11 protein-coding genes are annotated in these 14,778 nt (G+C 67.7%); 5 read left to right on the top strand and 6 right to left on the bottom strand.

What is annotated here, in order from left to right:
* Positions 1-19 precede the first annotated feature (19 nt).
* The 3 genes from FJ386_01190 to FJ386_01180 all read right to left on the bottom strand — a co-directional run bounded on the left by FJ386_01190 (position 20) and on the right by FJ386_01180 (position 2,831).
* The gene (locus tag FJ386_01190; protein ID MBM3875322.1) at positions 20-238 is read right to left on the bottom strand and encodes a hypothetical protein; all 219 of its coding nucleotides are present in this window, start codon (positions 236-238) and stop codon (positions 20-22) included.
* A gap of 185 nt (positions 239-423) precedes the next feature.
* Complete coding sequence (locus FJ386_01185) at positions 424-1,227, bottom strand: type II secretion system protein (GenBank protein ID MBM3875321.1); 804 nt, start codon at positions 1,225-1,227, stop codon at positions 424-426.
* A gap of 71 nt (positions 1,228-1,298) precedes the next feature.
* On the bottom strand, positions 1,299-2,831 hold the full coding sequence (locus tag FJ386_01180) for a hypothetical protein (protein MBM3875320.1): 1,533 nt from the start codon (positions 2,829-2,831) through the stop codon (positions 1,299-1,301).
* 99 nt (positions 2,832-2,930) lie between these two features.
* Here FJ386_01180 and tgt point away from each other — a divergent pair, with 99 nt between their 5' ends.
* Together tgt and FJ386_01170 are read left to right on the top strand one after the other, a co-directional pair.
* Complete coding sequence (gene tgt, locus FJ386_01175; GenBank protein ID MBM3875319.1) at positions 2,931-4,073, top strand: tRNA guanosine(34) transglycosylase Tgt; 1,143 nt, start codon at positions 2,931-2,933, stop codon at positions 4,071-4,073.
* A 103-nt stretch (positions 4,074-4,176) separates the two neighbouring features.
* Positions 4,177-4,830 carry an RraA family protein gene (locus tag FJ386_01170; GenBank protein ID MBM3875318.1) on the top strand — a complete coding sequence of 218 codons (654 nt, stop codon included), beginning with the start codon at positions 4,177-4,179 and terminating at the stop codon, positions 4,828-4,830.
* 42 nt (positions 4,831-4,872) lie between these two features.
* On the opposite strand, the gene FJ386_01165 is transcribed toward FJ386_01170, so the two are convergent.
* Positions 4,873-8,136 (bottom strand): DEAD/DEAH box helicase, encoded by a 3,264-nt coding sequence (locus tag FJ386_01165; GenBank protein ID MBM3875317.1) that lies wholly within the window; start codon positions 8,134-8,136, stop codon positions 4,873-4,875.
* A gap of 528 nt (positions 8,137-8,664) precedes the next feature.
* On the opposite strand from FJ386_01165, the gene FJ386_01160 reads away from it, so the two are divergent.
* Positions 8,665-9,207, top strand: coding sequence for a peroxiredoxin (locus FJ386_01160; protein MBM3875316.1), 543 nt, complete (start codon positions 8,665-8,667; stop codon positions 9,205-9,207).
* A gap of 272 nt (positions 9,208-9,479) precedes the next feature.
* Positions 9,480-11,654, top strand: a complete 2,175-nt coding sequence (locus FJ386_01155) for a DUF1549 domain-containing protein (protein MBM3875315.1) — start codon at positions 9,480-9,482, stop codon at positions 11,652-11,654.
* 197 nt (positions 11,655-11,851) lie between these two features.
* Here the strand turns inward: FJ386_01155 and FJ386_01150 are convergent, their stop codons facing one another.
* Together FJ386_01150 and FJ386_01145 are read right to left on the bottom strand one after the other, a co-directional pair.
* Positions 11,852-12,751, bottom strand: a complete 900-nt coding sequence (locus FJ386_01150; GenBank protein MBM3875314.1) for a sugar kinase — start codon at positions 12,749-12,751, stop codon at positions 11,852-11,854.
* Positions 12,752-12,874: 123 nt separating this feature from the next.
* Positions 12,875-13,564 carry a YggS family pyridoxal phosphate-dependent enzyme gene (locus FJ386_01145; GenBank protein MBM3875313.1) on the bottom strand — a complete coding sequence of 230 codons (690 nt, stop codon included), beginning with the start codon at positions 13,562-13,564 and terminating at the stop codon, positions 12,875-12,877.
* Between the two features lie 148 nt (positions 13,565-13,712).
* Between FJ386_01145 and FJ386_01140 the strand changes: the two genes are divergently transcribed.
* Positions 13,713-14,741 carry an isoaspartyl peptidase/L-asparaginase gene (locus FJ386_01140; GenBank protein ID MBM3875312.1) on the top strand — a complete coding sequence of 343 codons (1,029 nt, stop codon included), beginning with the start codon at positions 13,713-13,715 and terminating at the stop codon, positions 14,739-14,741.
* Positions 14,742-14,778: the final 37 nt, after the last annotated feature.

The raw sequence follows: 14,778 nt of genomic DNA, 5'->3' as shown, positions 1-14,778 counted from the left end.
TCCGCTTCTGCGCCTCGCGCTACTTGTCCGCCACCTGCACCGTCATCGATCGCGTGTCGAAGACGAATCGCTTGCCTGCCGGTGGGCTGGGCAGTCGCTTGAGGTAACCGGCGGTCACGAGGTCGTTGAGGTCCTTCGGCGGATTGTTCCGTTGGAAAATCCACAGTTCGAGGGCGCGGTTCAATTCGGCCACGCTTGCCTCGGGAGCGCCGGGCGGCGGCGCGACGGTTACGCCCACGGGGCTTGCGGTCGGTGGTGCGGGCGCCGGGGCGGGGGTTACGGCGGGTTGCGGCGCGGGCGTCACGGACGGTGTCACGGACGGCGAAGGCTGGCTCTCGCGGGAACAGCCCGTGAATTGGCAAGCAACCAAAGCGAGGGCGACGGCGAACAAGGCTCTCATCGGGGCTCGAAGTTGCGTGGCGCTCACCGGCGGTTCCATTTCGCCCGCGAGTCCGAGGCGGGGAATTGAAACCCAAGTTCGCTGGGCTTGAGGATTTCAGCGTGGGCGTCCATGAACCCCGCCGGCAGCCTGCGGTTGTGGCGCGCCACGGCACGAGTCGGTTCAATCGAGGCGTAGTTCCCATCCGACGGCGGGCGGAAGTAAACCGCGGCGCGTCCCGGGATTTCGAGCCAGTCGTCCGGGTTGGGCGCAGCGGGGTTGCTGATCTGCGCGGAGTCGGATGACGCAACGGTGCCGGGCGGATCGGTGACTTCGACTTCGCGATACGGGAGCGGGACCACGGTTTGTCCCTGAAACGGCGGGAACGCGAACGTGCGCGCAATCTCGAAGTGATTCAGTGCCACGCCGAGCATGTTGGTCGGGCTGGCGGACCCCCCTGCCGCCTGGATCGCGGGTTGTTTGAGCGCCGTGCAGTCGAAGGATTTCGGGTTGGACGTGAGGTAACTGCGGAGAATGTCGGTCCACCAGATCACATTTGGATTGGGCACGAGCCGCTGGCTTGCCGGCAGGTCGGTCGGCAACAACGGGCCGCGCCACAGCGGGACGATCGTCCCGTCGTTTTCGTCCGTGTAGAGTTTCATCGCCAACAACACTTGGCGGTGATTGTTGAGGCACTGGATTCCCTTCGCCTTGGACTTCGCACTCGCCAGCGCCGGCAGCAGCAAACTGGCGAGAATCCCGATGATCGCGATGACGACGAGCAATTCAATCAAGGTGAACCCGGCGCTTGCGCGCGGGCGAAGGGCTCCTGCGTCTTGTGTGGTCATTCGCTTCAACCCGACTGTATCGGATGTCCCCGGCGAATCAACCGGCATTCTTCCGACGCCGCGCGGCGCGATTACTTCACCTCGGGCGGGAGGTTTCCGTAACTCCACGGCGCGCGGAAGGGCGGTGCGGGCGGCGGTTGCGGAATCGGGCCGGGCGTCATCTGGTTGGCCAGCGCGATGCCCGTGTCGGCGAGCTCGCGGCCCGCGCCGATGTGCAGGTTGCTGTAGCTCGTGAGCCGCGTCTCGTAGCCGCCGCCGTTCGGGCCGAACGCCTCCTCGGTCGGCACGTAGCCCACGCAGCCGTTCGCGAGCTCGACGGGGAACGTGAACGGGAACTTGCTGCCCTTCTTGATGTCGAGGCCGAACTGCACGAAATACTCCGCCGGGTTCGACACGAACACCGCCGGGCCGACCTGGATCGCCTGCACCTCCACCTCCACCGCGGGCCGCGCCCGCGCAATGGCGTCGAGCATCACGATCTCCTTCGCGAAGGTCCACTCCGTCGCGCCGACTTTCGCAGGCTCCTGCTTCACGAGTTCGAGCGACTTCTGCACCTTTTCGGGCGACGGCAGCCGGCGCTTCATGGTCCAGACTTTGTGCCGCACATCGAGCGGGATGTTCGCGCTCGCGCCCCGGCGGATGAGCAGCAGCGTCTTGAACGCCTCCGCGCCGACGCGTCCGCCGACGATCTGGCACCACTCCTCCGCGCCGGGGTTTTGGAACGTGGTCAGGTTGTCCACCTGCGTCACGTCGCCGCACGCGCCTTGCAGGAAGACCACGGGCAGCGCGGCGTTGCCGGTCGCGCCGCGAAGGGTCTGTTCGAGCGACCACATCCAGTTGGCGGAGATGCCGCCGGGGTTCGTCGTGGCGTGGCACGAATAATTCACCACCACGCCGAGCAGGTTCGTGCGCGCATCCCACACGCCGATGACGCCCACCTGCGGGTCCGTCGGTCCCGCGTAGCCGATGATGTCCGGGTTGCCGGCGCCGGGATGCGAGAAGCTCAGCCCGTTCTTCATGCGGAGGCGGCGGTTGAAGGCGACCTTGTCCTCGTGGCCGAAGCCCACCGCGAGCCGCGCATCACCGCGCGCGGCGTCCGCGGTGGCGACCGCCTCGACGATCTGCCGTTTGAGCCACTGCGTGTAGCCGGGGTCCGAAGTCGTGGACTTTTCGAAGTAAAGCTCGCGCACGAACGGCGACGCCTTGTCGAAGTCTCCGGGCTCCGCCATGCCGATCGGGCCGGACGAATGCGAGTGCGACGCGCCGAGCAGCACGCACTCGGGGCGGATGCCCGTGCGCGTCGCGATCTCCGCGCGCACCTCGGTCGTGAGGTGGCGCGTGATGAACAGGATGTCGAGGCCGACGAGCGCGACGCGCATCCTGCCGTCGTCGAACACCGCCGCGCGGACCTTGCACGGGTCGTGGAACGTGCGGTGATACGACTTGCCGTAGCCGCCGGGCGCCTCCATGCCGATGTCCGGCGTGATGTCGCGCTCGGCGAAGCCGGCCTTGAAAATGGTCTTCGGCGCGGCAGCGGGTTGCTGCGCGGCGGCGCTGGCCGCGAACGTGATGCCGAGGGCGAGAGAGCACAGTGGAGTTTTCATGCGCGAAATGGGTTTTCCGCAACCAAACCAACGCCGCGCCGCCGGAGCAAGGCCGATTTCCCCTTTGCCCGTCGCGTCGTTCGTGGCTCAATCTCGCGCGTGTTCGAGCTGCTCCGCACCGACCCGCACACCAAGGCCCGTCTCGGCCGGCTGCGCACCGCGCACGGCGACGTGGACACGCCGGTCTTCATGCCCGTCGGCACGCAAGCCAGCGTGAAGGCGCTCGACCCGCGCGAACTGCGCGAGATGGGCACGCAGATCATCCTCGGCAACACTTACCACCTGAACCTGCGGCCCGGACTCGACATCCTCCGCGCCGCGGGCGGTCTGCACCGCTTCATGAACTGGCCGCTGCCGATCCTCACCGACAGCGGCGGCTTCCAAGTCTTCAGCCTCGCCAGGATTCGCAAGGTGCGCGAGCACGGCGTCGAGTTCCGCTCGCACATTGACGGCTCGCCGCTCTTCCTCGGCCCGAAGGAGGCGATGGAAATCCAGCGGGCGCTCGGCTCGGACATCGCGATGACGTTCGACGAGTGCCCGCCGCACGACGCGCCCGCGAAGGAGCAGCGGCTCGCCGTCGAGCGGACGATCCGCTGGGCGAAGGAATGCCGCGAACAGCCGCGCGCGGATGGACAAAACGTCTTCGGCATCGTGCAGGGCGGCAGCAGCGCGGAACTGCGCGAGCACTGCGCGAAGGCCATCGTGTCGCTGGACTTCGACGGCCACGCCATCGGCGGCGTCAGCGTCGGCGAGCCGGAGCACGAGATGTTCCGCGCCGTCGAGCTGGCGGAGCCGTTCCTGCCCGCGGACAAGGCGCGCTACGTGATGGGCGTGGGCACGCCGGCGCAACTCGTCGAGCTGGTGGCGCGCGGCGTGGACATGTTCGACTGCGTGCTGCCGACGCGCGTGGCGCGCAACGGCACGGCCTTCACGCGGCGCGGCACCTTCAGCATCAAGGGCGGCGCGGTGAAGGCGGACTTCGGGCCGATCGAGGCGGGGTGCGAGTGCTTCGCGTGCCGCGACTCCACCCGCGCTTACGTGCGGCACCTGCTGAACGTGAATGAAATCCTCGGCCTGCGGCTCGTGAGCATCCACAACAGCCACATGTTCCTGAAGCTGATGGCCGACATGCGCGCGCACCTCGCGGCCGGGACGTTTGCGGAATTCCGCCGCGAGTTCATCGCGAACTACACGCCCACGAGCCGCGTGCTCGCGGGCCGCAAGAAGGAAACGGAGCGGTGAAGGCGCGGCTCTCCGCCCGTTCGGGCACGGGCGGGACGCGATGTGAAGCCGGCGAGCTTTGAACCTTGAGGTTCGCTCCGGCGCGGGTAGGCTCGCGCGCGCCATGAGCCCCGCCGGACAGATTGACCAGCTTTCACGCCTTTACACCGGCGTCGTGTGCGATGTGCTCGATGCGCTTGGCTTCCGGCATCAGTCGCTCGGCGGCCAGGTGCGGCCGCTCACGCCCGCGCGCCACGTCGCCGGACGCGTCTTTCCCGCACGAGCGAAAGCCGTCACTGAAATCCCCGCCGAGCCTTACAAGCTGGAGATTGCCGCCGTGGATGCGATGCGCGCGGGTGACGTGTTCGTGGTGGACGCGGGCGACGATTGCGGCAGCGCGTTCTGGGGCGAACTGCTCACCACGGCGTGCATGGCCAAGGGCGTGCGCGGCGTGGTGATGACCGCCGCCGCGCGCGACATGTGGAAGATCCGCGAGCTGGGCTTCCCCGTGTTCGGCCTCGGCTTGCATCCCGCGGACAGCAAGGGCCGGCTCGATGTCGTGGCGATCGGCGAACCCGTCACCATCGCGGGCGTGCGCGCGCGGGCGGGGGACTTCGTGCTCGGCGACGAGGACGGCGTGGTCATCATCCCGGCTGAAGCCGCGGACGAGACCATCCGGCGCGCACTGGACAAAGTCTCCGGCGAGAACATCGCCCGCGAGGAACTGGCGCGTGGCGTGCCGATGGGCGAGGTGTTCCGCAAATACGGAATCCTGTGAGGCTGTCCGCGCTTCCCGACGGCTGCGCCGACCCCGCCCCGGTCAGTCGCTGAACAGGTATTCGAGGTCGGTTTGCGTGAGGCTCTTGGCGAAGCCTTCCTCGCCGAGCACATCGGCGATGGTCTGCGCCTTGCGCTGCTGGAGGTCCCAGATTTTTTCCTCGACGGTGCCAGGCGCGATGAGGCGGTAGGCGTTGACGGCGCGGGTCTGTCCGATGCGATGCGAGCGGTCGATGGCCTGCGCCTCGACGGCGGGATTCCACCAGGGGTCGTAAAGCACCACGTAGCTCGCGGTGGTCAGGTTGAGCCCCGTGCCCGCGGCGCGGAGCGAGAGCAGAAACACCGCGGGATTCGGGTCGTCCTGAAACGCCTGCACGACGTCCTGCCGGCCCTTGGTCTCGCCCGAGAGCAGGTGCGTGCCGATGCCGCGTTGTTTGCATTCGACCTCGAGCAGTTTCAGCATCTGAACGAACTGCGAGAAGACGAGCACCTTCTGCCCTTCCTCGATCAGCGGCTCGAGCAGTTCGAAGAGCGTCTCGGTCTTGCCGCTCGCGGAGTCGTTGCCGACAAGCGTCGGGTGGCAGCAGATCTGCCGGAGTCGCGTGAGCGCGGCGAGGACGTGAATCTTGCTCCGCCCGATGCCCTTCTCGGCGACGGTGCGCATGACCTGCTCGCGGCTGCGGCGCAGTTCGGCGAGGTAGAGTTTGCGCTGGCCCTCGTTGAGCTCGCAATCGCGGCGCTGCTCGATGCGGTCGGGCAGGTCCTTGGCGACCTGTTTCTTCATGCGGCGCAGCAGCAGCGGACGCAGCCGCGCGGAAAGCCGGCGCCGGGCGATGCGCGTCGCGCTGATGGCCTCCTCGCCCTCGCCCTTCGGCTCGTAGGTGGCGTGGAAGTGTTCCTCGTCGCCGAGGTAATCGGGCTCGACGAAGTCCACGATGCTCCACAGGTCGAGCAGCTTGTTTTCGAGCGGCGTGCCGGTGAGGGCGAGGCGCTGGTCGGCCTTGAGCTGCTTGACGGACTGCGTGATCTGCGCGGCGGGGTTCTTGATGAACTGCGCCTCGTCGAGCACGACGACGCGGAAGGGGAACTTCTGCAACTCCTCGAGGTCGCGCCGCAGCAGCGCGTAGTTGGTGACGATGATGTCGTGCTCGGGAATCTGCTTGCGGAGGTTGTGCCGCGCGGCGCCGCTCTGGAGCACGAGGACCTTGAGGTGCGGCGTGAAGCGCTCGGCCTCGCGCTTCCAGTTGTGCAATACGGACGCGGGGCAGATGACCAGCGCGGGCTTGGGTTTTTTCGGGTGCTGCTCGTAAAGCCACGCGAGCCACGAGAGGGTTTGCAGCGTTTTGCCCAGGCCCATGTCGTCGGCGAGGATGCCGCCCATGCGCAGGCGCGTGAGGTGGCAGAGGAAGTCGAAGCCCTCCTTCTGGTAGGGGCGCAACTCGGCGTAGATGCGGGCGGGCAGTTCGGTGGATTCGATGCCCTTGAAGTTCGCGAGCTTCTCCCGCAAGGCGAGGGCGGCGTCGGTCTCGCCGAGCTTGTCGAGCGCGGAGCCGTCCAGCCGGGCGGCGGTTTCGAGCGGGACCTTCTGCGCGAGCGGGCTGAGGGTTTCGAGGCCGAGGTCGGCCAGCGCCTCGTGCGCGCCCTGCACCGCCGCGGTGTCCAGTTCGACCCACCCGCTGTCGGGCAGCTTCACGAAGCGGCCCGTCGCCGCGGCGAGTCGTTCGAGGTCGGCCTTCGAGAGCTTCATGCCTTCCTGCTCCCACTCGGCGGAGACGCTGAACCAGTCGATGCCGCTGCCCTTGACGATGATCATCGGCTTGAGCGTTCGCGGCTGGAGGAAGAGCCGCTGGAAGGCGGGATTGCCGAGGAATTCGACGCCGTCGGGCCGGTGCGGCCAGGCGTTCGCGAGCTGGCCGAGGAAATTCTCGTTCGCGTCGCCGACCCACAAGCCGGGCTCGGGCGTGAACCAGTCCAGCTTGCGCAACCACGCGGTCGCGGGTTCGAGGCGCGGGTCGTCGAGGATTTCCGGCTTGCCGTTGGACTTCGCGCCGGGCTTGTCGAGCTGCCACTCGTGGCCCGTCCAGTGCCAGGTGGTGGCGTCGCGCTCGCTCACGGCGAGCAGGCGCAGGCGCACGTTTTCGTCGGCGAGCTCGAAGACAAAATGCGGCACCGCGGTGTGCGCGGTGCAAAGCTGGTCCCAGTCGACGCCGTTGCTCGACTGCGTGCGGCGGAGGTTCATCAGGAACCGGTGGCTCAGTTGCCGCACGGGCAGCGCGGCCTTGGCAACCCACGATTCGAACAAATCGGCGGCGGGCGCGTTGCGCAGCAGATAAAAAGTGCTGCCGACCAGCGCGAGCGCGGGCCTGCCGGCAAAGAAGCGGACTTCGCGCATCGGAGTGAACGTGCCATCGGGCATCGCGAGCCGGTGGGTGAAGGCGAGCTCGGCGTCGCCGTTTTGCAGATGCGGCTTGAGCTCGGCCATCTGCCCGTGAAATGCAAAGTGCGCGGGTTCATTCGGCACCTCGAGCCGCGGCTCGTGTCCCCAGCGCGCAAGCCACTGGAGCAATTCGAGCCCGACGAGTGACATCGGTTCGTCGCCGCGGTCCTTGTAGGTCTCGGCGAGCCACTGGATGAATTCCCAGTCGGCGGGCGAGAAGAGTTCCTGCTCGTGCGTCGCGCGCGTGACCAGCTCGGCCAGTTCGGGGATGGACTTCTCCCTTTCGCCGGTGCGCGGGCGGAACAGGTGGAATTCCACGGCGAAGCGGCGCAGGTGCGCGCAGTCGGGCGCGAACTCCGGCTTGCAAACCACGCGCAACGCCGCTCGCGGACCATCCAGATGCTCGGGCGCGGGCGGGAACACCCAGCGTTCGAGGCGTGCGATGAGTTCCTTGTCCTGCTCGACCTGCTCGGCTTCCGCGAAGCGGTCGAAGTTGGCGTGGGGCGCGAGCTCGTTCGGCAGCGAGCGCTTGGCGCGGAGGAAGAGGTGCGCGAGTTCCTCGAGTCGCAGCGCGCCGCTGGCCGCCAGCAGCCGGGGCCACCAGTCGTCGCCGATAAAGTCGCGGCGCGAGAGCGAGAGCTTCTCGAAATAATCCTCGAGCAACAGCCACGCGCGCTGCGAGTCGCCGCAGGTCGAGAAGATCTGCAGCAACTGGCTGCGTTCCGCCACCGCGGTCCGGCTGTCGGAAAGCTCGCGGCGCAGGTCGGCGAGGGCGCCGTAGGTTTGCGTGAGCACCTTGTGATGCGCGTCGTATTTGGCGGCGGCGGCGCGCGGGGTCGGGGCTTCGGTTTTTCGGGCGGGTCGGGGCATCGGTCGGGTTGGGTCCCTTTTCAGGGAGCGGGGAGTTCGTCAGAAACGGGTCGGGGTGGTCAACGATTTATCACTCGACGGCGTTCACGGGGAACGGCCGTGGAATTCAGTTCAAAGTTTCGGTTCGGCAAGGGAGCCGCGGTCACGGCGAACAGGGCGGACGCTGGAGGGGTGAGGTGTCGGGCGTGCGGGCGGGGCGTGGCATCATCATGGGAGTGCGTGGGGCTGGCGAAGCATCGCGCCGGCCGCGGCGCGGTGGGTTGAGCGGGCAGTCAAGGAGCGTGCGAATCGCTCGCGGGCAAATCGCGGCGACACACAGCCTGTCTTGAAGATGCCGTTCGTTCTGGGCATTGGAATCGTCGGGGTTCTTCGACGATGCGGACATCTTGTGTTCAGCCACGGCGAAGTCAACAGGCAACTTCTCGCCGGCAGGCTTCGGCCTTGACGCACCGGAGCCGCCCTGCAACAACTCGCCCGCCCGCCCGGAGCAATGAAGCGACCCGGGGAATCATCCGTCAGAATCCCAACATGAAACTCCTCCTCTCCTCCCTGTGCGCGGCTGCCTTGGCCGCGGGCATGACCGACACCGCCGCGGCTGATCTCAAGGCCGGCGACGTCGCGCCGGACTTCAGCCTGCCCGGCAGTGATGGCAAGACTTACAAGCTCGCCGACTTCAAGGGCAAGAAGGCCGTTGTGGTGGCGTGGTTCCCGAAAGCCTTCACCGGTGGCTGAACGGCCGAATGCAAGTCGCTCCGTGAGAGCGGCGATGCCATCCGGAAGTTCGACGTGGCCTACTTCACCGCGAGCTGCGACGCGATGGACGGCGAGAAGGGCAACAAGGCCTTTGCGCAATCGCTCGGGCTGGATTACCCGATCCTCAGCGACGCGTCCAAGGACACCGCGAAGGCTTACGGGCTCATCAACGATCAGGGCCGGGGCCCCGGCCGCGTGACGTTCTACATCGGCAAGGACGGAAAAATCCTGCACGTGGATCGTTCGGTAAAGGCGGCCCAGCACGGAGCGGACGTCGCCGCCAAGTTGAAAGAACTCGGCGTGGCCGAGAAGAAATAGGCGCGCAGCATTTCAAACGACTTCAACCGCGAACAGCCGCCCGCCCGGGCGGCTGTTTTGCATTCCAACGAGCCCTGCGCCTGCCGGCTCACACAGCGAACCCAAGGCGCCAGTGCTCCTCGTCGGGCTTGACGTCGCTTGCGAAAACCCTCACGCGGATTGGCCGGCGCGATTCGCGCCACTGCCTTCACTCTGAAGCCGCCGGCGCGTGGTTGCGTCTGACACATCGGCGCGCGCCCTTGTTCGAACTACCGGCGCCACGAATCCAATCCATGACCAAGTTCGCGCCTGCCCTGGTCGCCCTCGCCCTTTGCGCGCGCGTGTGTCTGGACCCGGCGACTGCCTCGGGCGCGTCCCCGGCGCGCGAGTTTCACTTCGTCAACGACATCGAGCCGTTACTGTCGCGCTACGGATGCAATTCGTCCGGTTGCCACGGCAAGGCGGAGGGGCAGAACGGCTTCAAGCTTTCCGTGTTCGGTTTCGACCCGAAGGGCGATCACGCCGCGCTGGTTCGCGAAGGACGCGGCCGCCGCGTGTCACCGGCCGCGCCGGACACGAGTCTGTTCCTGCTCAAGGCCGCGGGCATCGTCCCGCACGGCGGCGGCGGGCGCATCGCGCAGGGCACGTCGGAGTTTCAACTCATCCGCGACTGGATTGCCGCGGGTGCGCCGTTTGGCCGCGCGGATGCCCCGCGTGTCGCGCGCATCGAGATCGCGCCGCGGGAGCGCGTGCTCGGCATGGGCGCGACGCAGCAGCTTCGCGTCACGGCCAACTACAGCGACGGCTCGACGAAGGACGTCACGCGGCTCGCGCTCTTCCACTCGAACAACGAAGGCCTTGTGAGAGTGGACGACGACGGGCAACTGACCACGGGCTCGATTCCGGGGCAGGCCGCGGTCATGGCGCGCTTCGGCGAGGAGGTGGACGTCTTCCGCGCGATGGTGCCGCGCGGCACGGCGTTGAAGGAATTCACCGCGCCGCCGCAGGTCAACTTCATCGACGCGCTTGTGGACGCGCAACTGAAGAAACTGAACGTCCTGCCCTCGGGCCTTGCGGACGACCCGGAATTCCTGCGACGCGTCTACCTCGACGTGATCGGCACCTTGCCGACGCCGGCGGAAGCCCGCCGGTTCCTCGCCGACGCCCGGACCGACAAACGCGCGCGACTCGTGGAGGCGTTGCTCGACCGGCCCGAGTTCGCCGACTACTGGGCGCTCAAGTGGGCCGACGTGCTGCAGGTTGACCGCCTCAAACTCCAGCCGCGCGAGGCTTACGCCTACTTCAAGTGGATCCGCGATTCGCTCGCGGCAAACAAACCGCTCGACCGCGTCGCGCGCGAGTTGCTCACCGCCGAGGGGCCGCTCGACGACGCGCCCGCCGGGCACTTCTACAAGGTCGCCACCAAACCCGGGGACATGGCCAACTCGATTTCGCAGAGCTTCCTCGGCGTGCGCATCGCGTGCGCCGAGTGCCACCATCATCCCTACGACCGCTGGAGCCAGGCTGATTACCAGGGGATGGCCGCGTTCTTCACGCAAGTCAGCGTGCGCAAGGGCGCGCTCGGCGACGCGCTCCTCGCGGAGGGCAACCCGCAGGCGCGGCACCCGCGCACAGGCGAGCCCATCCACCCTTACGCGCTCGGGGCGACGATGCCCGGCAAGGCGCCCGAGGGCGACCGGCGCCGCGTGCTCTCGGACTGGTTTACCTCGTCCGACAACCCGTGGTTCGCGCGCAACCTCGCCAACCGCCTCGTCGCGCACTTTTTCGGCCGCGGTCTCGTCGAACCCGTGGATGACGTGCGGGCGACCAATCCGGCGAGCAACCCGGAGTTGCTCGACGCGCTCGCCCGCGACGTGCAGGGCGCGAGCTTCGACTTCAAGAAGATCATCCGCACGCTGACCGCGTCCCGGACGTATCAGCTCTCGTCGAAACCCAACGCGACCAACGAACGCGACGAGCAGAACTACTCGCGCGCGCTCTTCAAGCGGCTGCCCGCGGAAGTGCTGTTCGACGCCGTGAGCCAGACGACCGGTGTCGGGGAGAAATTTGAAGGCGTCGCGCCCGGCGTCCGCGCGGTGCAGTTGTGGGACAGCCAGGTGCAGAACTACTTCCTGAAACTCTTCGGCCGGCCGTCGCGCATGAGCGCGTGCGAGTGCGACCGCAACACGGAGGCGAGCATCGCGCAGGTGCTGCATCTGCTCAACTCGCCGGACATCCACCGCAAACTCTCCCACGAATCCGGCACCGTGGCCCGGCTCGTGCGAACGATCCGCGACGACGCGGCGCTCGTGGATGAACTCTACTTCACGTGGTTCAGCCGCCCGCCAACCGGGTCCGAGCGGGCCATCGCGATGCAGTTCCTCAAGGACTCGCCCTCACGCCGGCAGGGCGCCGAGGATCTCGCGTGGAGCTTGCAGAACTCGCTCGAGTTCATCTTCAACCACTGACCGCTCACCGGCTTGCGGTGGGTTGCGTGTTGTCCCGCCGGGCACCTGCACACGGAACCGGCCCTGCCGGACCGGACCCGCGCCGAGGATCGTCCCGCCTTCGTCGAAGAGGCGTCTTCCTGAGTGCCGGGCGTTGGGCCGACCGCGGGCATTCCCGGCCTTCCTGTCGCGAAGTCAAACGGCAGGGTTTCCGTCACCTAAATCCTCGCCAGTCCCGCCAGTTCGAGGAAGCGCGACTCGATTTGCGCGCGGGTCACGCGCGTGGTGCGGTTCAGGCCGAAGCCCTCGCAGCAGAACGACGCCACGACCGCGCCGTAAAGCATCGCTCGCCGAAGGTTCGCCTCCACGGGCCCGCGCCGGCTCGCGAGGTAGCCCATCACGCCGCCGACGAACGAATCGCCCGCGCCCGTGGGGTCCACCACGCGGTGCAACGGATACGCCGGCGCCACGAAGAACCCGCCCGGCCCGCTCAGGATCGAGCCGTGCTCGCCCTTCTTCACGATCACGAATCGCGGCCCGAGCTTGTGGATGCGCTTCGCCGCGGCGATCACGTTGTCCTCGCCTGCGAGCTGGCGGGCCTCGCTGTCGTTGAGCACGAGCGCGTCCACCTTGCGCAGCACCTTCAGCAGGTCCTTCAGCGCGATGTCCAGCCAGAGGTCCATCGTGTCGGCGACGAGGAACTTCGGCCGGCGCACCTGCTCGATGACGCGCAACTGGAGGGCGGGCGCGAAATTCGCAAGCAGCACGAACGGTGTCTGGTCGTGGCCGGCGGGCAGCTTGGGCGAAAACCCGGTGATCACGCCGAGTTCCGTCGCGAGCGTGCGCCGGTTGTTCATGTTCACCTCGTATTCGCCCGCCCAGTGAAACGTCTTGCCGGGCGCGCGCTCCAATCCCGCGAGGTCGATGCCGTGCTTGCGATAGAGCCGGACATATTTTTCCGGGAAATCCTCGCCCACGATGCCCGTGAGCCGCACCGGCGAGAAGAAGCTCGCCGCGACCGACGCGTGGCTGGCCGAGCCGCCGAGCAGGCGCGGGTTCTCGGCTTTCGGAGTCTTGATGGAGTCGAGGGCGGTGGTGCCGACGATGAGGACGCTCATGCTGGATTCAGTGGGTCGTTGCGTTGTGCGGGTTCACTGCAAGGCGCGGCGACGGTAGAGGCTCGACATTCCAATGTCGAGATGGCGCGGGGAATCCCAGCGCCGGCGCCGGCCAAGCGGCGGCTACCCGGGACGCGCCCTCGCGCCGAAGAGCGCGGTGCCGATGCGCACCAGCGTCGCGCCTTCCTCGACGGCGACCTCGAAGTCACTCGTCATCCCCATGCTCAGGTGCGGCAGAGGCGCGCCGAGCCTTTGCTCGCATTCGATCCGCATCTCGCGCAGCCGGCGGAACACCCGGCGCACTTTCCCGGCGTCGGGCGTCCACGGCGCCATCGTCATCAAGCCGTGAACTTCAAGCCGTGGCAGGGCATTGATCGCGTCGAGGTTTGCGAGCGCGGCGTCCGGGGTGAGGCCGTGCTTGCCCGCCTCCGCGGCGATGTTCACCTCCAACAGGATGGGCAGCCGCCTCGCCGCGGCGTCGGCGCGCCGGTTCAATTCTTCCGCGAGTCCAAGCGAGTCCACGCTGTGAATCATCTCGAACAGGTCCACGGCATCGCGCGCCTTGTTGGATTGGAGATGTCCGATCATGTGCCACCGCAGGCGCCCGGGGCACTGGGGGATTTTTGCCTTCGCCTCCTGCACGCGATTCTCGCCGAAGATGGCAAGGCCGAGCGCCGCGGCTTCGTGGACGACCGCCGGCGGCTGGCCCTTGCTCACGGCGACGAGCTGGACCGCGGCGGGATCGCGCCCGGCGCGCTCGCACGCCGACGCGATGCGCGCGCGGATCGAAGCCAGGTTGCCTGCCAAGTCCATGCCGCGAGCATACGAAGGCCGCGTGCGGGGCGAGAAGCGGAAAGCCGCCGCCCCGCGACGCGGTTGGCCGCGAAGATTTGTTTGACTTCGCCACGGGCAGGACAATCGTTGCGCGTCAGCACTCCGAAACCCGCGCGAACTCCTCGCCATGAACACCTCGTTCGCCCTCCTCGCCGTCACCGCCGCCCTGCTTATGAGCCACGCCGCATCCGCAGCCGAACCCGCCGCGCCGATCACGCTCGTCATCCACGGCGGCGCGGGCGCCATCCCGCGCGCGGAGATGACCGCGGACAAGGAGAAGGGCCATCGCGCCGCGCTCGAGGCCTCGCTCCGCGCGGGACACGCCGTTCTCAAGGCCGGCGGCGCGGCGCTCGACGCCGTCGTCGCGGCCATCCAAGTGCTCGAAGATTCGCCCTTGCACAACGCCGGCAAGGGCGCGGTGCTCACCGCCGAGGGCACGGTGGAAATGGACGCCTCGATCATGGACGGCGCGACCCGCCGCGCCGGCGCGGTCGCCGCGGTGAAGCATCCGAAGAACCCGATCGTCCTCGCGCGCCTCGTGATGGACAAGTCGCCGCACGTGCTGATGACCGGCGAGGGCGCGGAAATCTTCGGCAAACAGCACGGCGTGACGATGATGCCGCCGGACTATTTCATCACCGACCAGCGCCGGCAGCAGCTTGAGCGCATTCTGCGCTCACAAAAACAGAAGGACCGCGAGAAGCCGCGGTCGGAGTTCGAGATGCTCACGCCCGCCGAGCGCGCGGGCACGGTGGGCGCGGTCGCGCTTGATGGGCGCGGCAACCTCGCCGCGGGCACCTCGACGGGCGGCATGGTGAACAAGAAATTCGGCCGCGTGGGCGATTCGCCCATCGTCGGCGCGGGCACGTTCGCGGACAATCGCACGTGCGGCGTCTCGGGCACGGGGCACGGCGAGTTTTTCATCCGGGGCGTGGTGGCTTACGACGTCGCGGCGCTCATGGAATACAAGGGCCTGAAACTCGCCGAGGCCGCGGACCTCGTCGTGATGAAGAAGTTGAAGGAACTCGGCGGCACGGGCGGAATCATCGCGCTCGACCGGCGGGGCAACGTGGCGATGCCGTTTAACACGGAGGGGATGTTTCGCGGGGTGATGCGCGCGGACGGGTCGTTCGAGATCGCGATCTACCGCGACTGAGCGCGACCCGCGGCGTTCAACGGAGGGAAACCACGAA

The sequence above is a fragment of the Verrucomicrobiota bacterium genome (assembly GCA_016871675.1).
GTDB lineage: Bacteria > Verrucomicrobiota > Verrucomicrobiia > Limisphaerales > VHCN01 > VHCN01.
The sequence above is the reverse complement of the archived record's forward strand: the minus strand, read 5'-3'. Positions and strand labels throughout refer to the sequence as shown.